The sequence below is a fragment of the Paeniroseomonas aquatica genome (genome assembly GCF_030409335.1).
Lineage (GTDB): Bacteria > Pseudomonadota > Alphaproteobacteria > Acetobacterales > Acetobacteraceae > Belnapia > Belnapia aquatica.
Window position 1 is genome coordinate 238,975 of record NZ_JAUFPN010000153.1, and the last position, 23,505, is coordinate 262,479.

Sequence of the window (23,505 nt, forward strand, 5' to 3'; positions counted from 1 at the left end):
GCAAACTCCGATCTGATGGACGCATCAGGCCGGAGATATTTGCTCGCCAGAACAACAGGCTAGAGCGGGCTCCGTGAGCCACTGCGAACGGAAACCGCTCTAGACCCAGTCGGGCTCCTGCGCGTAGCGCACGAAGCCGAAGCACAGCCCCTCGGCCGGCGCCGTCTGCCCGGCCCGGGTCCGGTCGGCGCCGTCCAGCACCCGCCGCGGCCATTCGACGCCGCGCTTGCCCTGGCCGACCTCCAGCAGGGTGCCGGCGAGGTTGCGGATCTGGTGGTGCAGGAAGCTGCGGGCCTCGGCCACGATCACCACCTCGTCGCCCTGCCGGCTGACCTCCAGCCGGTCGAGGGTGCGCATCGCGCTTTTCGCCTGGCAGGCGGCGGCGCGGAAGGCGGAGAAGTCGTGCCGCCCCAGCAGGCGCTGCGCGGCGTCGTGCATCGCCGCCGCATCGAGCCGCTGCTGCACGTGCCAGACCCGGCCCAGCTCCAGCGCCGGCCGCGCCCGGCGGTTGAGGATGCGGTAGCGGTAGCCGCGGTGGATGGCCGAGAAGCGGGCATTCCAGCCCGCGGGGGCCAGGGCCGCGGCCACCACCGCCACCGGATGCGGCCTTGTGTGGAAGTTCAGCGCCTCCCGCAGCCGCTCGGGCGGCAGCTCGCGGTCGATCCCGAGCTGCGCCACCTGGCCTTCGGCATGCACCCCGGCATCGGTCCGCCCGGCGGCGACCGAGGCCGGGACCACCCCGCCGTTCAGCTTCGCCGCCGCCTCCTCCAGCACCTGCTGGACCGAGAGCCCGTTCTCCTGCCGCTGCCAGCCGACGAAGGGGCCGCCGTCGTATTCCAGGGTCAGGGCGTAGAGGGGCACTACCCGAGCACCGTTCCTACCGGCAGCGGGAACCCCCGCAGGAAATCCGCGACCGGCATCGGCCCACGCCCCGGCCGCTGCAGCCGCAGCAGCCGCAGCGCGCCCTCGCCGCAGGCGACCAGCCCGGCCGCATCCAGCACGGTGCCCGGCGCGCCGGACCCCTCGGCGGGGGCGGCCTCCAGCACCCGGATCGCCTCGCCGCCCTGGCGGAAGGCGGTGCCCGGCCAGGGGTTCAGCGCCCGCACCCGGCGGTCCAGCGCCGCGGCCGGCAGCGACCAGTCGAGCCGGGCGTCGTCCTTGGTCAGCTTCGGGGCATAGGTCATGCCGGCCTCGGGCTGCGGCACCGCCGGCGGGTCGCGCTCCAGCGCCTCCAGCACCAGCCGCGCGCCCAGCTCGGCCAGGGTGTCGTGCAGCTCCGGCGTCGTGGACCGCGGGCCGATCGGCACCGTGCCGCGCAGCAGCATCGGGCCGGTGTCCAGCCCCGCGTCCATCTGCATGATGGTGACGCCGGTCTCGGCGTCGCCGGCCAGGATCGCGGCATGGATCGGCGCCGCCCCGCGCCAGCGCGGCAGCAGCGAGGCGTGGATGTTGAGGCAGCCGCGCCGCGGCGCCGCGAGCATGGCCTGCGGCAGGATCAGCCCATAGGCCGCGACGACGGCCGCCTCCAGCCCGAGCGCGGCGAAGGCGGCGTGCTCGGCCGCGTCCTTGCGCAGCCGGGCCGGGGTCCGCACCGGCAGGCCCAGCGCCAGCGCCGCCCGGTGGACCGGGCAGGGGGCCTCCCGCTGCCCGCGCCCGGCCGGGCGCGGCGGCTGGCAGTAGACCGCGGCGATCTCGTGGCCCGCCGCCTGCAGCGCCCGCAGCGCCGGCACCGCGAAATCCGGGCTGCCCATGAAGGCGAGCCGCATCAGTCCCGCACCTTGGCCTTGAGCTCCTTGGCCAGCTTGCGCAGCAGCATGTTCCGCTTCAGGGCGCTGATGTGGTCGACGAAGAGCACGCCGTCGAGGTGGTCGACCTCGTGCTGCAGGCAGGTCGCAAGCAGCCCCTCCGCCTCGATCTCGCGCCTGGCGCCGCCGAGGTCGAGGTAGCGCAGCTTCACCCGGGCCGGGCGGGTCACCTCGGCGAATTGGCCGGGCAGGGAGAGACAGCCCTCCTCCCGCGCCGCCAGCTCCTTGCTCGCGGCGACGATCTCGGGGTTCACCAGCACCATCGGGTCCGGCGTGTCGTCCTTCTGCAGGTCGACCACCACCAGGCGCAGCAGCGTGCCCACCTGCGGCGCCGCGAGGCCGATGCCCGGGGCCTTGTACATGGCGTCCAGCATGCGCGGCGCGAGGGCGCGGACGGCATCGCCATCCGCCGGCGCGACGGCGCGCGCCTTGGCCCGAAGGCGGGGGTCGGGAACCAGGAGGATCGGCAGGGTTTCAGGGTCTGTCATGGCGGATGGGCGATGTAGCCCCGGCGCCACCCCCTTGCAACCGAAGCCGCCGCCGACAACATCTGGACCCGGCCGGATGCTTCGGGTCCGGCCGCCCGCTTCGCTCCACCTGAGGAGGCTCCGCGTGTCGCGTCCATCGGTTTTCGGCTCACCGCTGTTCCTCGGCTTCGACCACCTGGAACAGATGCTCGACCGCGTCGCCAAGAATTCGGATGGCTACCCGCCCTACAACATCGAGCAGACCGCGGAGAACCGGCTGCGGATCAGCCTGGCGGTCGCCGGCTTCTCGATGGACGACCTGCAGATCACCCAGGAAGACAACCAGCTGGTGATCCGCGGCCGCCAGCGGGACGACAGCGAGGGCCGGATCTTCCTCCACCGCGGCATCGCCGCCCGCCAGTTCCAGCGGGCCTTCGTGCTGGCGGAGGGGATCGAGGTCGAGGGCGCCTGGCTGGACAACGGGCTGCTGCACGTGGACCTGCAACGGCCGCAGCCGGAAGTCCGGGTCCGCAGCATCCCGATCAACGGCAGCCAGGGCCACCACGCCGCGCCCAGGGGCGCGGTGCCGTCCCGCGGGATGGGGGCGAAGGTCGCCGCCATGCCGATCGTCGAGGGGCGGAGCAACCGCGGCTGACGCTTTGGGGCGTGCCATTGCGGCCGACCGCCGCCGGGCGCCCCGCCGCATGGGCCATTCGGCCATGCCAACAGGAGAGACCGTTATGAACCATGATTTCTCGTCCGATGCCCCGCCCGCCGCGGCCTTCGCGCTGCGCCACCTCTCGATGGCCGACTGGGCCCGGTTCGGCGTGCAGCAGATCGCCTATATCCGCCCGGTGGTGGTGAACGGCGTCGCCGCCATCTCCATCCATGCCGCCGACGGCACCCCGATCGGGGCGGCGCCGAACGCGGAAGCGGCGATCGCCGCCATCGAGCAGCACGAGCTGGCCGCCGTCCTGGTGCACTGAGCCGCCGGGCGGCTCGTCCGGGCGAAGCCTAGGGGCCGCGATGCCGGGCATCGCGGCCCTTTTTCATGCCGGGCTCAGCCCGGGTTGGCGTCGATCCAGCCGACGCAGCCATCCGGCCGCCGGTAGACCACCGCCAGCGCGCCCGAGCCGCTGTTGCGGAACATCAGCACCGGCTGGTGCGTCAGGTCGAGCCGCATCACCGCCTCCCGCACCGTCAGCCGGGCGATGAAGCTGGGCTGCTCGGCGATGATGGCGCTGTGCCCGGCCTCCGGCTGCTCGGCCTCAGGCTCCTCGGTCGCGGCCCCCTCGGCCTCCTCCTCGGGCTCGGCCTCCAGCACGTAGGCGGTCGCCGCCTCGGCGGCATCCGGCCGCTCGTCGGCCAGGCTGCGGGCGTGGTCGTTCACCCGCCGGCGGTAGCGCCGGAGCCGCTTGGCGACATGTTCGGCGGCGACCTCGAAGGCCTTGTGGGCGTCGACCCCCTCGCCCTCGCCCCGCATGAACAGGTTGCGGCCGGCCTTGAGGTTAATGTCGCAGGCGAAGAAGGCCCCCATCCGGCCCTTCGCGTCGCGCCGGAAGGTGACGTTCGCCTCCAGCGCATGGTCGAAATACTTGCGGGCAATGATCGTGAGACCCTCCCTGACGTGCGTCTTCAGCGCCTCGCCGGTCTCGACCTGCTTGCCCGCGACAGTGATGTGCATGTGGACAGACCCTCCTTCCCGGTAAACCGGAAGGGCCGCCCGGCGAACCGGCGGTGACCCGGGGGGACTGCCCCCCCGGCATGCGCCGCAGGGTCATGCCGGCGGCAGGGGATGGCGACCTGCCGGCCGGCAGGGTCAGGCCGGGACGGCCTTCTCCCGCTTGCGCTGCACCGATGATGGGATGCGCAGCGCCTCCCGGTATTTGGCCACCGTTCGACGGGCGATGTCCACGCCTTCCTGCCGCAGTCGCTCGACGATTGCGTCGTCGGACAGAACCGCCTCCGCATCCTCCTGGTCGATCATGCCGCGGATGCGGTGCCGCACCGCCTCGGCGCTGTGGGATTCGCCGCCATGGGTGCCGGCGATGGCGGTGGTGAAGAAGTACTTCAGCTCGAAGGTGCCGCGCGGGGTGGCGATGTACTTGTTGGCGGTGACGCGGGAGACGGTGCTTTCGTGCATCTGCACCTCCTCGGCCACGTCGCGCAGGATCAGCGGCCGCAGGTACTCGACCCCGTGGCGGAAGAAGCCGTCCTGGCGCCGGACGATCTCCCCGGCCACCTTCAGGATGGTGTTGGCGCGCTGCTCCAGGCTTTTCAGCAGCCAGTTGGCGCTCTGCAGCTTCTCCGCCAGGAAGGCCTTGTCGTCCTTGCTGCGGGCGCCGACCTGGCACTTGGCATGGAAGCCGCGGTTGACCAGCACGCGCGGCAGGGTCTCCGGGTTCAGCTCCAGGATCCAGCCGCCGTCGGGGGCGCGGCGCATCAGCACGTCGGGCACCAGCGCCGGCGCCGGCTGCTGGTCGAAGCTCGCCCCCGGCTTCGGGTCCAGCCGCCGGATCTCGGCGATCATGTCGCCGAGGTCCTCGGCATCGACGCCGCAGACCGCCATCAGCCCGGCCCGGTCGCGCCGGGCCAGCAGCTCGAGGTTGTCGAGCAGCGCCCGCATCGCCGGGTCCAGCCGGTTCTTCTCGGCCAGCTGCACCGCGAGGCACTCCGACAGGTTGCGACAGAACATCCCGACCGGGTCGAAGCGCTGCATCCGGTGGCGGACCGCCGCCACCACCTCGACCGCGCAGCCCATGGCGGCGGCGAGCCGGGCATCCTCGACCGGCAGCCGCCCGGCGGCATCCACCAGCGCCAGGATCTGGGCGGCGATCAGCCGGTCGCGCGGGCTCTCGAAGGTCAGCCGAGCCTGCTCGCCCAGGTGCTCGCGCAGCGTCTGGCCCTGCGCCGCCAGGTCGTCGACGCCGGACAGCTCCTCGCCGAAATCGGCCCGGCCGCCCTTGCCGTAGGGGGATTCGTAGCCGCCGCCCTGGTCGTAGACATTCTCGAAGTCGGCATCGAGCGGCGCCGCCGCCTCGGCCGGCAGGGTCTCCGAGACCGCCGCCGCATGGCTGTCCGCGCCCTCGGCGACCAGGGGGGCGGTATCGACCCGGTGCCCGTCGTCCGGCCCGGCCAGCACCCGCTCGTCGCGCTCCAGCAGCGGGTTGCGCTCCAGCTCCTCCTCGACGAAGGCGGTGACCTCGAGGTTCGAGGATTGCAGCAGCTTGATCGCCTGCCGCAGCTGCGGCGTCATCACCAGCGACTGCGACTGCCGCAGGTCGAGGCGCGGCGCCATGCTCATGGCTAGAGGGCCCCGATCGGCCGATCAGCCGGGCCGGGGCTGGTCACAAACTGAACCGCTCGCCGAGGTAGACCCGGCGCACGCCCTCATGCGCCACGATGTCGTGCGGCAGCCCCTCCATCAGCACCTGGCCGTCGTGCAGGATATAGGCCCGGTCGATGATCTCGAGCGTCTCGCGGACGTTGTGGTCGGTGATGAGCACGCCGATGCCGCGGTTCTTCAGGTGCTTCACCAAGTCGCGGATCTCGCCGACCGCGATCGGGTCGATGCCCGCCAGCGGCTCGTCCAGCAGGATGTAGCTGGGGTGGGTGGCCAGGGCGCGGGCGATCTCGCAGCGCCGCCGCTCCCCGCCCGAGAGCGCCAGCGCCGGGGCGCGGCGCAGGTGGGCGATGCCGAATTCGGCCAGCAACTCGTCCAGCATCTGCTCGCGCCGGTCGCGCTCCGGCTCCACCACTTCCAGCGCCGCGCGGATGTTGTCCTCGACCGAGAGGCCGCGGAAGATCGAGGCCTCCTGCGGCAGGTAGCCGAGGCCGAGCCGGGCGCGGCGGTACATCGGCAGGGTGGTGACGTCGTGGCCGTCCATGATCACCCGTCCCTCGTCCGGCTGCACCAGCCCGGTGATCATGTAGAAGGTGGTGGTCTTGCCGGCGCCGTTCGGCCCGAGCAGCCCCACCGCCTCGCCCCGCTTGAGGTTGATCGAGACTCCGCGCACCACCGGCCGCTTGCGGTAGCGCTTGCCGAGGCCGACCGCCACCAGCCCGCCCTCGCCGTCGAGGCTGCGCAGCGGCGGGGTGCCGGGGGCTGCGGTGGGGAGGGGGGAATGGCTGTTCATCGGCTACGGCGCTCCGGCGTCGCGGGTTGGGTCGCGCCCCCCTGTCCCCGGGGCTGGCCCGCGGCCGGTTCCCCCGGCTGGTCCGGGTTCTGGTTCGGCAGGATCAGCCCCTGCACCCGGGCGCCGGGGGCGGAGACCAGCCGCGCCACGCCGGTCCGCATGTTCACGATGGCCTCCTGGCCATTGACCTGGTTGTCGCCGCGGGTGATCCGCACGTCGCCCAGCAGCCGGGCCATGCCGGTCGCCGCGCTGTAGACGCCGCGGCTGCCGCGCACGACCTCGGTCGGGGTGCGGATCTCGACATTGCCGAAGGCCTCGACCCGGTCGAGCTTGCCCGAGCCCGGCGGCTCCCGCCCGGCCGCCCCGGCGGCGGCCACGGGCGGGGCCGGCCTTGGCGCGGATGGCGCGGTGCCCGGCCCGTCGAGGAAGTAGGAGACGAGGGTATCGGCGGTGATCCGCCGCCCCTCGGCATTGTCCACCACCACGGCATTGCCGCGGGCGACCGCCATCTTGCGCTGCGACCAGTACTCCAGGCTGTCGGTCGCGGTGATCACCTGCTGCGCCGTGGTCAGCGAGAGGTCGCGCCCGGTCAGCACCAGCACCGCCTGGTCGATGTCATAGACCGCGCGGTCGCCGCGGGCGACGTCGGTGGCGGAGGTGATGCGGACGCGGCCCTCCGCCTCCAGCCGCCAGATCTCGCTGCCGCCGCCGAGCGCCTCGTCCGGCGCCGTCGCCGGGCCGGCGGCGGGGGGCGGGGCCGGGGCCGCCCCGGCGCGGGCCTGCGGCCGGTAGCGCGCCATCAGCCGGTCCGAATCCACGGTCACGCCGCCGCGGACCGCCCGGGCATTGCCGCGGGCGATCACCACCTGCTCGGCCTGCCGCCACTCGATCCCGTCGGAGGCCGTCACGTCCACCGGCCCGCCCTGGGAGAGGTCGAGGCCCTGGCCCCAGGCCAGGAGGGGCCAGCCGAGGGCCGTCCCGGCCAGCATCGCCGCCCGCAGCACCCGTCTCATCGCTTGCCCTCCAGCACCGCATGGGCATTCCCGGTGAAGACCACCACGGCGCCGCGCTCGGTCAGGCGGAAGCCCTCCGAGGTCAGGGTGCCGAAGCTGCCCTGGGCCGCCACCGGCGTATCCCCGCTGGCGCTGCCCGCGTCCAGCTGCACCGCGGCGGCCTCGGTCAGCAGCATCAGCCCGCTGTCGTGGTAGATCGTCACCGCCCCGGCCAGGTCGAGGTGGTTGGCCGGCCGGTCGAAGCGCCCGGTCCGGGCCTGGACATAGATCCAGGCGCCGTCGGTCAGCAGCAGGTCGCCGCGGGGTTCCTCGAGGTTCAGGATCTGGGTCGCGCCTTCCTGCTGCGCCGCGTCGGCGGTGATGGTGAAGGGCCGGTTCAGGTCGTCGATTCCCTGGTAGCGCGGATTGACCACCCGCAGCCCCTCCGCCCGCGGCTGCACCGTGCGGCGGAAGCTGACCCGGGAGCGGTCCTCGTTGCCCTCGATCTCGGGCCAGAAGACCACGGCCGAGAGCAGCGCCAGGGCCAGCGCCGGCAGCAGCCGCTTGGTCCAGCGCACGGCGAAGCGCCGCCGCGCGAGCTGGCCGCGGCTCAGCCCGCGCCGCTCCCGCGACAGCGCCAGCATCTGCCGGCCGGGACCGTCCTCGGCGGCGTCCCGCGGGCCGGCGCCGAGCCCATCCAGGCGCTGCGCCGGCGGCCGGCCGGGCGGGGAGGGATTGGCCATCATGGACGGGATGCAGCCACCGGGCGCCGCGCGACGGGCCGTGCCGGGGGCCGGACCCGGTCGGGGCGGCGGGGGAGGGCGATGCTCACCGCGCATCTATGGGCTGGCCTGGCGCGGGGGTCAACGCGCCGCGATGCCGCCGGGACAAGAATCGTGCCAACCGCGGCGCGACCCTTGACAAGCAGACTAAATTTCCGCAATCGGAACGGCCCGGCGCCGCGGCTAATGCGCGAAGATATCGGGTTCGGCATAGCCCAGAAGGTCGAGCGCGCCGCGGGCCGGCAGGAAGCGGAAGCAGGCCTCGGCCAGCTCCAGCCGCCCCTCGCGCCGCAGCAGCCCCTCCAGCCGGGCCCAGAGCGCATGCAGGTAGAGCACGTCGGAGGCGGCATAGGCGAGCTGCTCCGGGGTGAGCTCCGGGGCGCCCCAGTCGGAGGATTGCTGCTGCTTCGAGATCTCGACCCCGAGCAGCTCCTTGCAGAGGCCCTGCAGCCCGTGCCGGTCGGTGAAGGTCCGCACCAGCTTGGCCGCGACCTTGGTGCAGACCACCGGCGCCACCGTGATGCCGAGGGCGTGGTGCAGCGCGGCGCAGTCGAAGCGGGCGAAATGGAACAGCTTGGTGGTGCCGGGATCGGCCAGCATCCGCTTCAGGTTCGGGCACGCCGCGCCGCGGCCGCCGAGGCTCTCGGGGATGATCTGCACGCAATGCGCGTTGCCGTCGCCGGACGAGAGCTGGACCAGGCAGAGCCGGTCGCGGTGCGGGTTGAGGCCCATGGTCTCGGTGTCGATCGCCACCATCGGCCCGAGGTCGAGGCCGTCGGGCAGGTCATGCCGGTGCAGGCTGATCACGGTGCGGGTCCTCGCAGGGGTGCCGCGGCTGCGCCGGGCCGGGGAAAACAGGGTGATCCCCAAGGATATTTCCCCGCCGCGGAGAGTGGTGCCCAGGAAAGGACTCGAACCTTCACAACCTTGCGGTTACTGGCACCTGAAGCCAGCGCGTCTACCAATTCCACCACCTGGGCAAAGGTCGCGGCACCCGGCTTCGATCATCGCCGGGAGCGGCCTGATAGAGGGGCCCGATCCGGCCGTCAAGCGTCCTCGTGGCCCTTACCGGCTTGGCGCCGCACCGCGCCAGACATATGGTCCGCGCCGCCGCCCTGACACGCCCTTCGGCCGGAGCCACCTCGCATGCGCCAGTCCACCAACCGCCACGTCGCCACCGTCTTCGGGGGCGCCGGCTTCATCGGCCGCTACGTGGTGCAGCGCCTGGCCGCCCGCGGCTACGTGGTGCGCGTCGCCGGGCGCAATCCGGCCGGCGCCCGCTTCCTGCAGACCCAGGGCAGCGTCGGCCAGATCGTCCCGCTCAGCGCCGGCGTGGCGGACGAGGGCGCCTGCGCCCGCGCCATCGCCGGCGCCGACCTGGTGGTGAACCTGGTCGGGATCCTGCAGGAATCGAAGGCGGGCGACTTCCAGCGCATCCAGGCCGAGGGCGCCGGCCGCATCGCCCGGCTGGCCGCCGCCGCGGGAGTGGAGCGGCTGGTGCACCTCTCGGCCATCGGCGCCGACCCGTCCAGCCCGAGCCAGTACGGCCGGACCAAGGCCGCCGGCGAGGCCGCGGTTCGCAGCGCCTTCCCGGCCGTCACCATCCTTCGTCCCTCCATCGTCTTCGGGCCGGAGGACCAGTTCTTCAACCGCTTCGCCGGCCTCGCCCGGATGCTGCCGATCATGCCGGTGGTGGCCGGCGCCAGCCGCTTCCAGCCGGTCTATGTCGGGGATGTCGCGGATGCGGTCATCGCCGCCGCGACGCGCGAGGATGCGGTGGGCAAGACCTTCGAGCTCGGCGGCCCCCGCGTCGCCAGCTTCCGCGAGCTGCTGCGCTTCATCCTCGACACCACCGGCCACCACCGCCCGCTGGTCGACCTGCCGGCCGCGCTGGTGAAGCTGCAGGTCGCCATCGGCCGCTTCCTGCCCAACCCGCCGCTGACCCAGGACCAGCTGCTGATGCTGCAGCGGGACAATGTCGTCGCCGCAGGGTCGCTGGGCCTCGCCGATCTCGGCATCGCGCCCAAGGCGCTGGAGGCGGTGGTGCCGGGCTACCTCCAGCGCTTCCGCAGCGGCGGCGGCCGCCGGCCGCAGCTCGTCGGCTGAAAGGTCCGAATCGGACCGAAGCGCCGGGCATATCATACCGGGAAGCTAACCCCGGGTGACGGAATGCCGATAATAGGTCAGCGCTGCTGTCCTATCGGCCAAAAAGGACTCGCCTCCCGTATCCGGGAGCCGTAATGCTGCGTCACAGATGTCAGCCCGGGCGGCTGCGGCGCCGCGCGCGCCCGACGCCCCGGACCAGAAAGCGGGGACCCCGGCCATGGCCGAACGCATGCTGCAATTCGTCCGCCTTCACCAGGCGCAGCCCGAGAAGCGTCCCGTCTCGGCCCGCCGCGAGGATTTCGGCGAGATCTACCGCGAATTCGCCGCCGGCGCCGCGGCCGAGCAGGCCAGCCGCTGCAGCCAGTGCGGCGTGCCCTTCTGCTCGGTGCATTGCCCGCTGAACAACAACATCCCGGACTGGCTGAAGCTCACCGCCGAGGGCCGGCTCGAGGAAGCCTACGAGATCGCCGCCGCGACCAATACCTTCCCCGAGATCTGCGGCCGCATCTGCCCGCAGGACCGGTTGTGCGAAGGCAATTGCGTCATCGAGAAGGGCTTCGAGAGCGTCACCATCGGCGCGGTCGAGAAGTACATCACCGATACCGCCTGGGAGAACGGCTGGGTCAAGCCGCCGAGCCCGCGCCAGGAACGGCCCCAGAGCATCGGCATCATCGGCGCCGGCCCGGCCGGCCTCGCGGTCGCCGAGCGGCTGCGCGGCCGCGGCTACCAGATCCATGTCTACGACCGCTACGACCGCGTCGGCGGGCTGATGATCTACGGCATCCCGAACTTCAAGCTGGAGAAGGAGGTCGTCCTCCGCCGCTGGCAGCAGTACGAGGCGGGGGGGATCCACTTCCACCTGAACGTCGCCGTCGGCACCGACGTCACCATGGCCGAGCTGCGCTCCCGGCACGACGCGGTCTTCATCGGCACCGGCGTCTACAGGGCGCGCGACATCGAGACCCCGGGCAGCGGGCTCGCCGGCATCGTCCCGGCGCTCGACTACCTCACCGCCTCGAACCGCGACAACCTCGGCGACGCGGTGCCGGAGTTCACCTCCGGCGCGCTGGACGCCAGGGGCAAGCGGGTCGTGGTCGTCGGCGGCGGCGACACCGCCATGGATTGCGTCCGCACCGCCGTCCGCCAGGGCGCGACCAGCGTCACCTGCCTCTACCGCCGCGACAAGGCCAACATGCCCGGCTCGATGCGGGAGGTGAAGAACGCCGAGGAGGAGGGGGTGGAGTTCACCTGGCTCGCCGCGCCGGAAGCCTTCGTCGGGGAGGGCAAGGTGACGGGCGTCCGCGCCAGCCGCATGCACCTCGGCCTGCCCGACGCGACCGGGCGGCAGCAGGTGGCGACCATCGCCGGCAGCGGCTTCACCCTCCCCTGCGACCTCGCCATCAAGGCGCTCGGCTTCGACCCCGAGGACCAGCCGGCGATGTTCGGCGAGCCCGACCTCGCGGTCACCCGCTGGGGCACGCTGAAGGTGCATCAGCGCACCATGATGACCAGCCTGCCCGGCGTCTTCGCCGGCGGCGACATCGTCCGCGGCGCCTCGCTCGTGGTCTGGGCCATCCGCGACGGCCGCGACGCCGCCGACCAGATCGATGCCTATGTGACGTCCAAGGCGACCGCGGCGCTCGCCGTGGCGGCGGAGTGATCCCCATGACAGAATCCGGCAGCGAGTTCATCGACGGCTACCGCGCCAACCTGGCGACCCTGGCCGAGGCGCATGTCGACACCACCGAGCACGACGCCTGCGGCGTCGGCCTCGTCGCCGCCATCAATGGCAAGCCTTCCCGCCAGGTGGTCCAGGCCGGCATCGATGCGCTGAAGGCGGTCTGGCACCGCGGCGCCGTCGACGCCGACGGCAAGACCGGCGACGGCGCCGGCATCCACATCGAGATCCCGCAGGACTTCTTCGCCGAGGTGGTGCAGCGCGGCGGCGACCGCATGCGCCCGGGCCGCATCGCGGTCGGCATGGTCTTCCTGCCCAAGACCGACTTCGGCGCCCAGGAGCGCTGCCGCCAGATCGTCGAGAGCGAGATCCTGGCGGCCGGCTACGCCATCTATTCCTGGCGCCAGGTGCCGATCGACGTCGCCTGCATCGGCGAGAAGGCCAATGCGACGCGGCCCGAGATCGAGCAGATCCTGATCTACGACCCCGAGCTGCGCGACGAGGCGATCTACGAGCGCGACCTCTTCGTCATCCGCCGCAAGATCGAGAAGCAGGCGATCGCGGCGCAGATCAGCGAACTGTATCTCTGTTCGCTCTCCTGCCGGTCGCTGATCTACAAGGGCATGTTCCTGGCCGAGAGCCTCTCGGTCTTCTACCCCGACCTGCTCGATGCCCGCTTCACCTCGCGCTTCGCCATCTACCACCAGCGCTACAGCACCAATACCTTCCCCACCTGGAAGCTGGCGCAGCCCTTCCGCATGCTCGCCCACAACGGCGAGATCAACACGCTGCACGGCAACGTCAACTGGATGAAGAGCCACGAGACCCGGCTGTCGCATCCGCTGCTCGATGCCCATCTCGAGGACATCAAGCCGGTGGTCCAGGCCGGCGGCTCGGACACCGCGACCCTCGACAACGTCTTCGAGCTGCTGGTCCGCGGCGGCCGCGACGCGCCCATGGCGAAGTCGATGCTGATCCCCGAGAGCCTCGGCGCCAATGCGACCATGCCGCAGCCGCACCGCGACCTCTTCCTCTACTGCAACGCGGTGATGGAGCCCTGGGACGGGCCCGCCGCCATCGCCGCGACCGACGGCCGCTGGGTCATCGCCGGGCTCGACCGCAACGGCCTCCGCCCGCTGCGCTACACCCAGACCGCGGACGGGCTGCTGATCGTCGGCTCCGAGACCGGCATGGTGAAGGTGGCCGAGGATCTGGTGGTCTCGAAGGGCCGGGTCGGCCCCGGCCAGTGCATCGGCGTCGATCTCGAGACCGGCACCTTCTACGGCGACGCCGCGCTGAAGGACGCGCTCTCGGCCCGCCACCCCTTCGGCCGCTGGACCGAGCGCACCACCCGGATCGACGAGATCGTCCGCGCCGAGGCGCATGAGCCCGAGATCCTGCGCGGCGAGGAGCTGCGCCGCCGCCAGCTCGCGGTCGGCTACACCCTCGAGGAGCTGGAGACCATCCTGCACCCGATGGTCGAGGACAGCGCCGAGGCCATCGGCAGCATGGGCGACGACACCCCGATCGCGGTGCTCTCGGGCCACTACCGCGGCCTGCACCACTACTTCCGCCAGACCTTCAGCCAGGTCACCAACCCGCCGATCGACAGCCTGCGCGAGACGCGGGTGATGACGCTGAAGACCCGGCTCGGCAACCTCGGGAACATCCTCGACGAGGACCCGACCCAGTGCGACATGCTCATGCTCGACAGCCCGGTGCTGTCGAACAGCGAGTTCGGCGCCATGCGCCAGTACATGGGCGCGACCGCCTGCGAGGTCGACTGCACCTTCCCGGTCGAGGAGGGCGAGGCCGGGCTGCGCCGCGCCATCGACCGCATCCGGCGCGAGGCCGAGGAGGGGGTGCGCTCGGGCTGCGCCCACATCATCCTGACCGACCAGCACCAGGGCGCCGCCCGCGTGCCGATCCCGATGATCCTGGCGGTCGGCGGCGTGCACACCCACCTGGTGAAGCATTCGCTGCGGACCTTCACCAGCCTCAACATCCGCTCGGCCGAATGTCTCGACGTGCACTACGCCGCGGTGCTGATCGGCGCCGGCGCCACCACGGTGAACGCCTACCTCGCGCAGGAGAGCATCGCCGACCGCCACCGCCGCGGGCTGTTCGGCGACACGCCGCTGCCGGAATGCGTGGCGCACTACAAGAAGGCGGTCGACAAGGGGCTGCTGAAGGTGATGTCCAAGATGGGCATCTCGGTCATCAGCAGCTACCGCGGGGGGATGAATTTCGAGGCCATCGGCCTCTCCCGCGCCCTCGTCGCCGAATTCTTCCCCGGCGTGCCGAGCCGCATCTCCGGCATCGGCCTGCAGGGCATCGCCCGCCGGGTGCTGGCGCTGCATGCCCGTGCCTGGGACGCCGATGTGGTCACCCTGCCGGTCGGCGGACTCTACAAGCGGCGGCTGCGCGGCGAGAGCCATGCCTTCGACGGCGGGCTGATCCATACCCTGCAGGATGCGGTCGAGACCGACAGCTACACCAAGTTCAAGCGCTACTCGGACGCGGTCCGCCGCCAGGCGCCGGTCGCGCTGCGCGACCTGCTCGACTTCCGCACCGAGGGCCGCACCCCGGTGCCGCTCGAGGAAGTCGACAGCATCACCGAGATCCGGAAGCGCCTGATCGCCCCCGGCATCTCGCTCGGCGCGCTGAGCCCCGAGGCGCATGAGACGCTGTCGATCGCGATGAACCGCATCGGCGCCAAGTCGGACAGCGGGGAAGGGGGCGAGGATCCCGCCCGCGCCACCCCGCGCGCCAACGGCGACAACGCCAACAGCGCCATCAAGCAGATCGCCTCCGGCCGCTTCGGCGTCACCGCCGAGTACCTGAACGCCTGCCGCGAGATCGAGATCAAGGTCGCCCAGGGCGCCAAGCCCGGCGAGGGCGGCCAGCTGCCCGGCTTCAAGGTCAGCGGGCTGATCGCCAAGCTGCGCCATTCCACGCCCGGCGTGACCCTCATCTCCCCGCCGCCGCACCACGACATCTACTCGATCGAGGATCTGGCGCAGCTCATCTACGACCTGAAGCAGATCAACCCGGATGCGACGGTCACGGTGAAGCTGGTGAGCCGCTCCGGCATCGGCACCATCGCCGCCGGCGTCGCCAAGGCCAAGGCGGATGCCATCCTGGTCTCCGGCCATTCCGGCGGCACCGGCGCCAGCCCGCAGACCAGCATCAAATACGCCGGCCTGCCCTGGGAGATGGGGCTCTCCGAGACCCATCAGGTGCTCCAGCTCAACCGGCTGCGGCACCGGGTCAAGCTGCGGACCGACGGCGGCATCAAGACCGGCCGCGACGTGGTCATCGCCGCCATGCTGGGCGCCGAGGAATTCGGCATCGGCACCGCCTCGCTGGTGGCGATGGGCTGCATCATGGTGCGGCAGTGCCATTCCAACACCTGCCCGGTCGGCGTCTGCACCCAGGACGAGACGCTGCGGCAGAAATTCGCGGGCTCCCCGGAGAAGGTGATCAACCTCTTCTCCTTCGTCGCGGAGGAAGTGCGGGAGATCCTGGCCAGCCTCGGCGTCCGCAAGCTGGTCGACGTCATCGGCCGCACCGACCTGCTGAAGCAGGTCAGCCGCGGCTCGGAGGATCTCGACGACCTCGACCTCAACCCGCTGCTGGTGCAGGCCGATGCCGGCCCGCATGCCCGCTACTGCACGCTGGAAGGCCGCAACGAGGTTCCCGAGACCCTCGATGCCGACATGATCCGCGACGCCGCCGCGCTGTTCGAGCGGGGCGAGAAGATGCAGCTGCAGTACAACATCCGGAACACCCACCGGGCCATCGGCACCAAGATCAGCAGCAAGATCACCCGCAAGTTCGGCATGTCCGGCCTGCAGCCGGGCCACCTCACGGTGCGGCTGCGCGGCACCGCCGGGCAGTCGCTCGGCGCCTTCGCGGTGCGCGGCCTCAAGCTCGAGGTGCTGGGCGATGCCAACGACTACGTCGGCAAGGGGCTCTCGGGCGCCAGCATCGTGGTGCGCCCGGCGCCCTCCTCGGCGCTGGTCTGGAACGAGAACACCATCATCGGCAACACCTGCCTCTATGGCGCGACCGCGGGCGAGCTGTTTGCCGGCGGCCAGGCCGGGGAGCGCTTCGCGGTCCGCAACTCGGGTGCGCTGGCCGTGGTCGAGGGCTGCGGCGCCAATGGCTGCGAGTACATGACCGGCGGCACGGTGGTGATCCTCGGCCCGGTCGGCGACAATTTCGGCGCCGGCTTCACCGGCGGCGTGGCCTTCCTGTACGACGCCGACGACACCTTCGAGCGCCGGGTCAATCCCGAGACGCTGCTCTGGTCCCGCCTCGCCTCCAGCCACTGGGAGGCGGAGCTGCAGGCCCTGCTCGCCCGCCACGTCGCCGAGACCGGCTCCCGCCTCGGCGCCCGGCTGCTGAACGACTGGGCGCAGGAGCGCGGCCGGTTCTGGCACGTGGTGCCGAAGGAATACGCCCGCTACCTCGCCGCGCCGATGCAGGACCCGGCGGCGGTGGCGGCCGAGTAGCAAGCCGGCGGCGGCGGCCATGCTCGGTGGCCGCCGCCGGGCGATCCGGGGGCGAGGGGGGCAGATTTGCCGCTCTCGCGTCACGGTTGCCGCTTCCGAAGCTGCCGCACGGGTGCCATAACGCGTCCGTGCGTACCCTTTTCCACATCCCCCTCTCGCCGTTCTGCCGCAAGGTCCGCCTTGCCCTGGCCGAAAAGCGCATCCCCTTCGAGCTGCGGATCGAGCGCGTCTGGGAGCGCCGGCCGGAATTCGAGGCGATGAACGCCGCGGTCACCGTGCCGGTGCTGCTGGAGGAGAATGGCTTCGCCATCGCCGACAGCTATGCCATCTGCGAATACCTCGACGAGGCCTACCCGGACGTGCCGCTGTTCGGCCGCACCCTGGGGGAGCGGGCCGAGGTCCGCCGCCTGGTCGCCTGGTTCGACGGCAAGTTCAACGCCGAGGTCACCCGCAACCTGCTGTTCGAGAAGCAGATGAAGCGGCTGCTCGGCCGCGGCAACCCGGATGCGACGGCGATGCGGGCGGGCTACCAGAACATGCGCCCGCACATGGCCTATCTCGGCTGGCTGGCGGAGAACCGGGCCTGGCTGGCCGGCCCGCACATCAGCCTGGCGGATTTCGCGGCCGCCGCCCACCTCTCGGCGCTCGACTACATCGGCGACGTGAAATGGGAGCTGAGCGACGCGGCGCGCGACTGGTACGCGCGGATGAAGTCGCGCCCCTGCTTCCGCGCCATCCTGGCCGACCGGGTCAGCGGCCTGACCCCGCCCGAGCACTACGACAACCCCGACTTCTGAAGGGCGGGCCGGCGCTTGATCAGCCGGCGCCCCGGATGACGGCGCGCTAGCGCCGCTGCGGTCGCCGCGGCGTCGGCACGGCCTCGTTCAGCGCCAGGTTCTGCAGCGCGAGGTCGGCGGTCGCGCTGCCCGGCGCCAGTCGCGCGACCCGTTCCCAGTCCTGCTTCGCCCCGGCGGTATCGCCCTGCATCTGCCGGATGATCCCCCGCTCCAGCATCGCCTCGGCATTCTCCGGCGCCAGCGCCAGCGCCCGGGCGACGTCCTCGGCGGCCTGGCCGACCTTGTCCAGGTGGCGGTTGGCGGCGGCGCGGAAGACCCAGGCCTCGGCCCGGTCCGGGTTCAGCGCCAGCACGCGGTCCGCATCCTCCAGCGCCTCGGCGAAGCGGGAGAGGGTGCCGAGCGCCACGGCGCGGTCCAGCAGCAGCTCGGTGTCGTCCGGTGCCAGGGCCAGCCCCATGGTGGTGGCGCCGAAGGCCCGGCTGCCGTCGCCGGCCATCATCCAGGCCTGCCCCGCCTGGGCGAAGAGCGAGGCCCGGAGCGCCGCGCCGGCGCGGCTGGCCCGGCCAAGCTGTTCCAGCCGCTCCGCCGCCCGCTCCGGCTCGCCCATGCCGAGCAGCGCCAGCGCGCCGCAATGCCGCGCCCCCTCGCCGCCGCCGGACGCCTCCCAGGCTTCCGCCATGGACCGGGCGCCCTCGGCATCGGTGCGGATCTGGCCGAGGCAGGCGTCGTACTGCGCGCCCTCGGCCAGCCGCGGCCCGTCGGGGGGCCGCTCGCCGGCCGCGGCCAGCAGCAGGACGGAGCAGGCACCGAGCAGGATGGGGCGAAGGAGTGTCACGCGGCCAGTCTAGGGCAAAGCCCGCCGCAGGGACATCGCCCGGCCGGTCATCGGGCCGCGATGACCAGCCCTGGCATCCGCCGCATCGCCGCGCCAGATCATCCGCATGACCCATCCGCCCGCCATCCCGCCCACCGTCCCGCCCGCCCCGGCGCCTCCGGGGCACCTCCTCATCGCCGGCCTCGGCTACAGCGGCAGCGCCGTGGCGCGGGAGGCGCTGGCGGCCGGCTGGCAGGTGACCGGCACCTTCCGGGACCCGTCCCGCGGCGCGGCCCCGCCCGGCGTCGGCGTCATCGCCTTCGCCGCCGCCGGCCCGGCATTCGCCACCGCCACCCACCTGCTGGTCACCGCCGCGCCCGGGGAGGCCGGCGACCCGGTGCTCGCCGCCCATGCCACGGCCATCGCCGCCGCGCCGGCCCTGCGCTGGGTCGGCTACCTCTCGACCACCGGCGTCTACGGCGACCGCGGCGGCGGCTGGGTCGACGAGGCGACGCCCCCCGCGCCCGGCCAGGACCGCTCCCGCCGCCGGCTCGAGGCCGAGCAGGCCTGGGGCGCCCTCGCCGCCCGCCTCGCGGTCGACATCTTCCGGGTCGGCGGCATCTATGGCCCGGGGCGCAGCGCCTTCGACGAGCTCCGCGCCGGCACCGCCCGCCGCACCGTCAAGCCCGGCCATGCCTTCAGCCGCATCCACCGCGACGACATCGCTCTCGCCGTCGGCGCCGCCATCGGCCAGGCGCTGCCGCCCGGCCGGCGCATCCTCAACCTGGTCGACGACGAGGTGGCGGAAAGCGCCGAGGTGGTGGCGGAAGCCGCCCGGCTGCTCGGCGTGGCGCCGCCCCCGGCCATCCCCTACGAGCAGGCCGCCGCCGGCATGTCCCCCATGGCCCGCAGCTTCTGGGCGGAGAACCGCAAGGTCGCCAATGCCGCGACCAAGTCAGCGCTGGGCATCCGGTGGCGCCACCCCGGCTACCGCGCCGGCCTCGCCGCCATCCTGGCGGCCGAGCAAGGGGGGGCCGAGCAGCTCGCCGACCACCCGCCGCAGTAGCGCCAGGTCCTGCGGCCGGGAGAGCCGGTGGTCGCCGTCCTTCACCAGCACCACCTGCACGTCCGCCCCGGTCACCGCCGCGGCGATCTTCAGCGCGGTGTCCCAGGGCACGTCCGGGTCGTCCTGGCCCTGCAGCAACCGGATCGGCACGGTGATGGGCACCGCCGCCCGCAGCAGCAGATGGCGGCGGCCTTCCTCCAGCAGCTGGCGGGTGATGGGGTAGGGCGGGCCATACTGGCTCGGCCGGTGCCAGACCCCGTCGCGGGCGATGATCGCCTGGATCTCGGCCGGCAGCAGCGCCTCGATCCGCGCGGTGAAGTCCGGCGCCGCGGCGATGCCGACCAGCGCCGCCACCCGCTCCGGCTGGCGCACCGCCAGCAGCAGCGCGATCCAGCCGCCCATGGAGGAGCCGACCAGCACCTGCGGCCCGGCGGTCAGCGCGGCGATCGCCGTGGCCGCATCCTGGGCCCAGCGGCCGATGGTGCCATCCTCGAAGCGCCCGCCGCTGGCGCCGTGGCCGCTGTAGTCGAGCCGCAGGAAGGCCTGGCCCCGCGCGGCGCAGAAGGCCGAAAGATCCTCCGCCTTGCTGCCGGTCATGTCGCTGTTGAAGCCGCCGAGGAAGACCACCCCGGGGCCGCGGCCGGGGATGCGGCGCCAGGCCAGCGCGACGCCGTCGCCGCGGTCGAGGCGGCCGTGCTCCTCGGTCATCGGAGGAAGGTCGAGGAAGGAAAAGTGTTCCTTCCTCGAGCTCCATCCTTCCTTTTTGTGAGTCCGCCCATGGCCAATGCCTCACTGAAAACGAATGGAAATAGAAGAGGGCCTGGGAGAATGCTTTCTCCTGGGCCTTCCTTGCTTACGCTCTGGGCAATCCCCGCCTTGCCAGATTGGCGAACAGCGCGCCCGTCCCGAAGACCCAGGGCGGGCAGCCATCCGTCCGATCCACCTCGTTCACCAGCGCCCCGAGCCGCGGCGTGGCGATCCGCACGACGTCGCCGGGATGATGGGTGAAGCCCTGGCCCGCCTCGCCACGGTCCTTGCTGGGCGAGAAGGGGGTGCCGAGGAAGAGCACCGCGCCATCGGGGTACTGGTGGTGCGGCCCGATCATCTGGTCCACCACCTCGGTCGGGTCGCGGGCGATGGCGCCGACCATGCCGCGCTCCTCCAGCGCGAAGCCGTCGCGGCCGGTGATGGTCAGGGTCAGCTCCGCCCGCCGCACGTCCTCCAGGGTGAAGCCCGCATCGAACAACCGCAGCAGCGGCCCCAGCGCGCAGGAGGCGTTGTTGTCCTTCGCCCGCCCCAGCAGCAGGGCGGACCGCCCCTCCACGTCCCGCAGGTTCACGTCGTTGCCCAGCATGGCGCCGAGGATGGCGCCGCGCGCATTCACCGCCAGCACCGCCTCCGGCTCCGGGTTCGACCAGGCGCTGTTCGGATGCACGCCGACCTTGGCGCCGATGCCGACCGAGGCCATCGGCGGGCATTTGGAGAAGATCTCGGCATCCGGGCCGATGCCGACCTCGAGGTACTGGCTCCACCAGCCCTTCCCGACCAGCGTCGCCTTGACCGCCGCCGCCTCGGCGCTGCCCGGCCGCAACTCGGAGAGGTCGTCGCCGATGATGGCCCGCACCTCGGCCCGCACCGTCTCCGCCTGGGAGGCATCGCCGCGGCAGCGCTCCTCGATGACCCGCTCCAGCATGGAGCGGACATAGGTCACGCCGCAGGCCTTCACCGCCTGCAGGTCGACCGGCGCCAGCAGCCAGGGCTTCGCCGTATCGCGCGCCGCATGCGCGCTGTTCGCCAGCACCGCCGGGAGGTCGAGCGGGATGGGGACGCCGCGGTGGCGGATGGCGGCGACCGGGTCGGGCTCGTTCAGCCAGGCGCTGCTGGTGCCGAAGGCGGGGGTCATGTCGAAGGCCGCGCCCTGCAGCAGGGCGAGGACGCTCGGCCCTTCCGCCGTCATGATCCGCGCGGCGAAGCTGCCGTCCTTCCAGTCCTGCGGCAGGCAATCCGCCAGCCAGGCCGTGCTGTCGAGGCGCATGGTCATGGTCTTCTCCCTTTGCGCCATTCTTAGGGGGGCCGGGGAGCGCCGCGAAGCCCCCCCCGGCGACGGGTTTGCCTTGCCCTCCGGCCCGGGTCGGGCTATAGGAATATAATCAAAGGCATCGCCGTGAGCGCTGCCGGCCGCCGCCGCGGCGCAGCCGGCAATAAATTTTATTGTGTTTCGATTCAGTGGTTTGGGCAGCGCGAGCCCAGGAAATTTAGGGGAATTGAGGGGATTTGAGCGGAATTGAGGGCGCCCGGCCGGTCCGCGCCAAGCCCCGCCTTGACGACCCCGGGCCTCGCCCCGGACGCTGCGCCGCATGCCCCTCGACACGCCCCCGGCCCCCGCCTGGGCGCCCCCGGTCTCCCCCGCCTGCATCTCCTCGCCCTTCGGCGCCCGCCCGGCCGGCGGGCCGCGGGCCTCCCGGCTGCATGGCGGCATCGACCTGCCCGCCCCGGCCGGCGCCGCGATCCGCGCCGCCGCCGCCGGCGAGGTGGTCGCCATCCGCCGCCGCGGCGCCGCCGGGCTGGAGGTGGACCTGCGCCACGCCGGTGGCTGGCTGACCCGCTATGCCCATCTCGGCACCGTCGTGCCGGCGCTCGCCGGCGGCCGCCGCGCGGTGGCCCGGGGCGAGCCGCTTGGCCGGGTCGGCCGCACCGGCATCACCTACGGCACGCACCTGCACCTCGAGCTCTGGCTGAACGGCGTGCGGCAGGATCCGGCGCCGCACTTCCGCCTCGAAAGCTGCGGCGGCTGACCGGAGTTCGGCTTGCGGCCCGCGCCGCCCTCGCGCACCATGCCCCGTCCGGCAGGCTGTGCCGGCCCCGCCTTGACGATCCGCCCGAACGGTCCTGGCCCGGCTACGGCCGGACAGCATGCGAAGGGAATCCCCGATGTCATCAGCCATGAAACTCGCCAGCTCCGACATGTCCGATGCCGAGTGGCAGACCCGCTGCGACCTCGCCGCGCTCTACCACGTCTGCCACGACCTCGGCTGGACCGACCTGATCAACACCCACATGTCAGCCCGCATCCCCGGCGAGCCCGAGCATTTCCTGATCAACCGCTACGGCGAGACCTTCGACGAGGTCACCGCCTCCTCGCTGGTGAAGATGGACCTCAAGGGCAACGTCATCGGCGACCAGGGCCGCTACAACGCCGCCGGCTTCACCATCCACAGCGGCGTCTACATCGGCCGTCCCGATGCGAATTGCGTCCTCCACACCCATACCCGGGCCGGCGGCGGCGTCTCGCTGATGAAGCGCGGCCTGCGCCCGATCAGCCAGGATGCGCTGCACGTCTACGACGAGGTGGTCTACCACGAATACGGCGTGCCGACTTCGCAGGAGGAATGCGACGCCCTGGCCGAATCCTGCAAGGGCGGCACCTGCGTCGTGCTGCACAACCACGGCCTGCTTACGCTCGGCGAGACCATCCACGGCGCCATGATGCGCCTCTACATGCTCGAGCGCGCCTGCGAACTCGAACTCATGGCCCGCCAGCTGGATGAGCCGCCGGTGCCGATCGAGCCCTACATCATCGACCGCGCCGCCGCCCGCATGAAGAAGCTGCGCGCCACGCCGGAATACGGCCTGCTGGAATTCCAGGGCCTGGTCCGCGCCATCGACCGCAAGGGCGCCAAGTACCGGTGTTGACGATCTACGGCGTCCATCGCTCCCGCGCCTCGCGGAACCTCTGGCTGGCCGGGGAGATCGGCCTGCCCTTCCGCCACGTCCCGGTCATCCAGTCCTATCGGCTGGCCGACCCGGATGCGGCGGATGCGCCGCTGAACACCCGCTCGCCCGCCTTCCTCGCGGTGAACCCGAACGGCCGCATCCCCAGCATCGACGACGACGGGCTGGTGCTGCACGAATCGCTGGCCATCAACCTCTACCTCGCGCGGCGCTACGGCGGCGCGCTGGGGCCGGCGGATGCGGCCGAGGACGGGCTGATGGGCATGTGGTCGCTCTGGGCGGCGACCGAGGTGGAGCCGCATGCCATCCAGGTGCTGTACAACCTGGCGGCCAGGCCGCCGGCGGAGCGCGACGCCGCCCTCGCCGCCGCCTCGGTCGCCGCGCTGCGCGCGCCCTTCGCGGTGCTGGACAAGGCGCTTGCGGCGACCGGCTTCGCCGTCGGCGGCCGCTTCACCGTGGCCGACATCACCCTGTCGGAGGTGCTCCGCTACGCCATGCCGGCGCCGGAGCTCTTCGCCCCGCATCCGGCGCTCCGCGCCTGGCTCGAGGCCTGCCACGCCCGCCCGGCCTTCCGGGCGATGATGGCGGCGCGGGAGGCGGAGCCAGCCTGATC

The 23,505-nt window shown here is 72.3% G+C and carries 22 protein-coding genes and 1 tRNA gene; 10 read left to right on the forward strand and 13 right to left on the reverse strand.

Annotation, left to right across the window (positions count from 1 at the left end; all coding sequences use genetic code 11):
- Nucleotides 1–99: 99 nt before the first annotated feature.
- From truA to def, 3 genes are read right to left on the reverse strand one after another with little or no spacing between them, the layout of a single operon-like run.
- Nucleotides 100–861 carry a tRNA pseudouridine(38-40) synthase TruA gene (gene truA, locus QWZ14_RS16305; RefSeq protein WP_290317808.1) on the reverse strand — a complete coding sequence of 254 codons (762 nt, stop codon included), beginning with the start codon at nt 859–861 and terminating at the stop codon, nt 100–102.
- Complete coding sequence (fmt, locus tag QWZ14_RS16310) at nt 861–1,766, reverse strand: methionyl-tRNA formyltransferase (RefSeq protein ID WP_290317809.1); 906 nt, start codon at nt 1,764–1,766, stop codon at nt 861–863. The genes truA and fmt overlap by 1 nt, the downstream gene beginning before the upstream one ends.
- The gene (gene def / locus QWZ14_RS16315) at nt 1,766–2,293 is read right to left on the reverse strand and encodes a peptide deformylase (protein WP_290317810.1); all 528 of its coding nucleotides are present in this window, start codon (nt 2,291–2,293) and stop codon (nt 1,766–1,768) included. The genes fmt and def overlap by 1 nt, the downstream gene beginning before the upstream one ends.
- Before the next feature lie 184 nt (nt 2,294–2,477).
- Here def and QWZ14_RS16320 point away from each other — a divergent pair, with 184 nt between their 5' ends.
- Both QWZ14_RS16320 and QWZ14_RS16325 read left to right on the forward strand, forming a co-directional pair.
- A complete protein-coding gene (locus QWZ14_RS16320; RefSeq protein ID WP_290317893.1) occupies nt 2,478–2,927 on the forward strand; it encodes an Hsp20 family protein in 450 nt (149 codons plus the stop codon).
- Between the two features lie 85 nt (nt 2,928–3,012).
- Nucleotides 3,013–3,258, forward strand: coding sequence for a DUF1150 family protein (locus tag QWZ14_RS16325; RefSeq protein ID WP_290317811.1), 246 nt, complete (start codon nt 3,013–3,015; stop codon nt 3,256–3,258).
- Between the two features lie 74 nt (nt 3,259–3,332).
- On the opposite strand, the gene hpf is transcribed toward QWZ14_RS16325, so the two are convergent.
- From hpf to QWZ14_RS16360, 7 genes are all read right to left on the reverse strand, one after another.
- Nucleotides 3,333–3,956 carry a ribosome hibernation-promoting factor, HPF/YfiA family gene (hpf, locus tag QWZ14_RS16330; protein WP_290317812.1) on the reverse strand — a complete coding sequence of 208 codons (624 nt, stop codon included), beginning with the start codon at nt 3,954–3,956 and terminating at the stop codon, nt 3,333–3,335.
- Between the two features lie 135 nt (nt 3,957–4,091).
- On the reverse strand, nt 4,092–5,576 hold the full coding sequence (rpoN, locus tag QWZ14_RS16335) for an RNA polymerase factor sigma-54 (RefSeq protein ID WP_290317813.1): 1,485 nt from the start codon (nt 5,574–5,576) through the stop codon (nt 4,092–4,094).
- A 43-nt stretch (nt 5,577–5,619) separates the two neighbouring features.
- Entirely contained in the window at nt 5,620–6,408 is a 789-nt protein-coding gene (gene lptB, locus QWZ14_RS16340) for an LPS export ABC transporter ATP-binding protein (protein ID WP_290317814.1), read from the reverse strand.
- Nucleotides 6,405–7,421, reverse strand: coding sequence for an LptA/OstA family protein (locus tag QWZ14_RS16345; protein ID WP_290317815.1), 1,017 nt, complete (start codon nt 7,419–7,421; stop codon nt 6,405–6,407). Before QWZ14_RS16345 ends, lptB begins: the two co-directional genes overlap by 4 nt.
- Entirely contained in the window at nt 7,418–8,146 is a 729-nt protein-coding gene (gene lptC, locus QWZ14_RS16350) for an LPS export ABC transporter periplasmic protein LptC (RefSeq protein WP_290317816.1), read from the reverse strand. Before lptC ends, QWZ14_RS16345 begins: the two co-directional genes overlap by 4 nt.
- Before the next feature lie 219 nt (nt 8,147–8,365).
- Nucleotides 8,366–8,938 (reverse strand): ribonuclease D, encoded by a 573-nt coding sequence (locus QWZ14_RS16355; RefSeq protein WP_290317894.1) that lies wholly within the window; start codon nt 8,936–8,938, stop codon nt 8,366–8,368.
- Between the two features lie 137 nt (nt 8,939–9,075).
- A tRNA-Leu gene (locus tag QWZ14_RS16360) sits at nt 9,076–9,162 on the reverse strand.
- 166 nt (nt 9,163–9,328) lie between these two features.
- Here QWZ14_RS16360 and QWZ14_RS16365 point away from each other — a divergent pair.
- The 4 genes from QWZ14_RS16365 to QWZ14_RS16380 all read left to right on the forward strand — a co-directional run bounded on the left by QWZ14_RS16365 (nt 9,329) and on the right by QWZ14_RS16380 (nt 17,280).
- The gene (locus tag QWZ14_RS16365; RefSeq protein ID WP_290317817.1) at nt 9,329–10,288 is read left to right on the forward strand and encodes a complex I NDUFA9 subunit family protein; all 960 of its coding nucleotides are present in this window, start codon (nt 9,329–9,331) and stop codon (nt 10,286–10,288) included.
- Between the two features lie 217 nt (nt 10,289–10,505).
- Nucleotides 10,506–11,948, forward strand: a complete 1,443-nt coding sequence (locus QWZ14_RS16370) for an NAD(P)-dependent oxidoreductase (protein WP_290317818.1) — start codon at nt 10,506–10,508, stop codon at nt 11,946–11,948.
- Nucleotides 11,949–11,953: 5 nt separating this feature from the next.
- Nucleotides 11,954–16,483 carry a glutamate synthase large subunit gene (gene gltB, locus QWZ14_RS16375; protein ID WP_290317819.1) on the forward strand — a complete coding sequence of 1,510 codons (4,530 nt, stop codon included), beginning with the start codon at nt 11,954–11,956 and terminating at the stop codon, nt 16,481–16,483.
- A gap of 128 nt (nt 16,484–16,611) precedes the next feature.
- Nucleotides 16,612–17,280, forward strand: a complete 669-nt coding sequence (locus QWZ14_RS16380; RefSeq protein ID WP_290317820.1) for a glutathione S-transferase family protein — start codon at nt 16,612–16,614, stop codon at nt 17,278–17,280.
- 46 nt (nt 17,281–17,326) lie between these two features.
- Here the strand turns inward: QWZ14_RS16380 and QWZ14_RS16385 are convergent, their stop codons facing one another.
- Nucleotides 17,327–18,115 (reverse strand): tetratricopeptide repeat protein, encoded by a 789-nt coding sequence (locus tag QWZ14_RS16385; RefSeq protein ID WP_290317821.1) that lies wholly within the window; start codon nt 18,113–18,115, stop codon nt 17,327–17,329.
- 106 nt (nt 18,116–18,221) lie between these two features.
- Here QWZ14_RS16385 and QWZ14_RS16390 point away from each other — a divergent pair, with 106 nt between their 5' ends.
- The gene (locus QWZ14_RS16390; protein WP_290317822.1) at nt 18,222–19,160 is read left to right on the forward strand and encodes an SDR family oxidoreductase; all 939 of its coding nucleotides are present in this window, start codon (nt 18,222–18,224) and stop codon (nt 19,158–19,160) included.
- Here QWZ14_RS16390 and QWZ14_RS16395 read toward each other — a convergent pair.
- Nucleotides 19,050–19,868: an alpha/beta hydrolase gene (locus tag QWZ14_RS16395; protein WP_290317823.1), complete on the reverse strand. Its 819-nt coding sequence runs from the start codon at nt 19,866–19,868 to the stop codon at nt 19,050–19,052. The genes QWZ14_RS16390 and QWZ14_RS16395 overlap by 111 nt on opposite strands.
- 145 nt (nt 19,869–20,013) lie before the next feature.
- On the reverse strand, nt 20,014–21,201 hold the full coding sequence (locus QWZ14_RS16400; RefSeq protein ID WP_290317824.1) for a fumarylacetoacetate hydrolase family protein: 1,188 nt from the start codon (nt 21,199–21,201) through the stop codon (nt 20,014–20,016).
- 316 nt (nt 21,202–21,517) lie between these two features.
- Here QWZ14_RS16400 and QWZ14_RS16405 point away from each other — a divergent pair, with 316 nt between their 5' ends.
- From QWZ14_RS16405 to QWZ14_RS16415, 3 genes are all read left to right on the forward strand, one after another.
- Complete coding sequence (locus tag QWZ14_RS16405; RefSeq protein ID WP_290317825.1) at nt 21,518–21,955, forward strand: M23 family metallopeptidase; 438 nt, start codon at nt 21,518–21,520, stop codon at nt 21,953–21,955.
- A gap of 136 nt (nt 21,956–22,091) precedes the next feature.
- The gene (locus tag QWZ14_RS16410) at nt 22,092–22,853 is read left to right on the forward strand and encodes a class II aldolase/adducin family protein (RefSeq protein ID WP_290317826.1); all 762 of its coding nucleotides are present in this window, start codon (nt 22,092–22,094) and stop codon (nt 22,851–22,853) included.
- A complete protein-coding gene (locus tag QWZ14_RS16415) occupies nt 22,847–23,503 on the forward strand; it encodes a glutathione S-transferase family protein (RefSeq protein ID WP_290317828.1) in 657 nt (218 codons plus the stop codon). The genes QWZ14_RS16410 and QWZ14_RS16415 overlap by 7 nt, the downstream gene beginning before the upstream one ends.
- Nucleotides 23,504–23,505: the final 2 nt, after the last annotated feature.

Bases quoted from the DNA above. Each gene is read 5' to 3' on its own strand.
- def (WP_290317810.1), bottom strand. From the start codon at position 2,293: ATGACAGACCCTGAAACCCTGCCGATCCTCCTGGTTCCCGACCCCCGC.
- QWZ14_RS16370 (WP_290317818.1), top strand. From the start codon at position 10,506: ATGGCCGAACGCATGCTGCAATTCGTCCGCCTTCACCAGGCGCAGCCC.
- hpf (WP_290317812.1), bottom strand. From the start codon at position 3,956: ATGCACATCACTGTCGCGGGCAAGCAGGTCGAGACCGGCGAGGCGCTG.
- fmt (WP_290317809.1), bottom strand. From the start codon at position 1,766: ATGCGGCTCGCCTTCATGGGCAGCCCGGATTTCGCGGTGCCGGCGCTG.
- QWZ14_RS16400 (WP_290317824.1), bottom strand. From the start codon at position 21,201: ATGACCATGCGCCTCGACAGCACGGCCTGGCTGGCGGATTGCCTGCCG.
- QWZ14_RS16355 (WP_290317894.1), bottom strand. From the start codon at position 8,938: ATGGTGGCGATCGACACCGAGACCATGGGCCTCAACCCGCACCGCGAC.
- QWZ14_RS16325 (WP_290317811.1), top strand. From the start codon at position 3,013: ATGAACCATGATTTCTCGTCCGATGCCCCGCCCGCCGCGGCCTTCGCG.
- QWZ14_RS16320 (WP_290317893.1), top strand. From the start codon at position 2,478: ATGCTCGACCGCGTCGCCAAGAATTCGGATGGCTACCCGCCCTACAAC.
- gltB (WP_290317819.1), top strand. From the start codon at position 11,954: ATGACAGAATCCGGCAGCGAGTTCATCGACGGCTACCGCGCCAACCTG.
- QWZ14_RS16390 (WP_290317822.1), top strand. From the start codon at position 18,222: ATGACCCATCCGCCCGCCATCCCGCCCACCGTCCCGCCCGCCCCGGCG.
- QWZ14_RS16410 (WP_290317826.1), top strand. From the start codon at position 22,092: ATGTCATCAGCCATGAAACTCGCCAGCTCCGACATGTCCGATGCCGAG.
- lptC (WP_290317816.1), bottom strand. From the start codon at position 8,146: ATGATGGCCAATCCCTCCCCGCCCGGCCGGCCGCCGGCGCAGCGCCTG.
- QWZ14_RS16345 (WP_290317815.1), bottom strand. From the start codon at position 7,421: ATGAGACGGGTGCTGCGGGCGGCGATGCTGGCCGGGACGGCCCTCGGC.
- lptB (WP_290317814.1), bottom strand. From the start codon at position 6,408: ATGAACAGCCATTCCCCCCTCCCCACCGCAGCCCCCGGCACCCCGCCG.
- QWZ14_RS16365 (WP_290317817.1), top strand. From the start codon at position 9,329: ATGCGCCAGTCCACCAACCGCCACGTCGCCACCGTCTTCGGGGGCGCC.
- QWZ14_RS16405 (WP_290317825.1), top strand. From the start codon at position 21,518: ATGCCCCTCGACACGCCCCCGGCCCCCGCCTGGGCGCCCCCGGTCTCC.
- QWZ14_RS16395 (WP_290317823.1), bottom strand. From the start codon at position 19,868: ATGACCGAGGAGCACGGCCGCCTCGACCGCGGCGACGGCGTCGCGCTG.
- rpoN (WP_290317813.1), bottom strand. From the start codon at position 5,576: ATGAGCATGGCGCCGCGCCTCGACCTGCGGCAGTCGCAGTCGCTGGTG.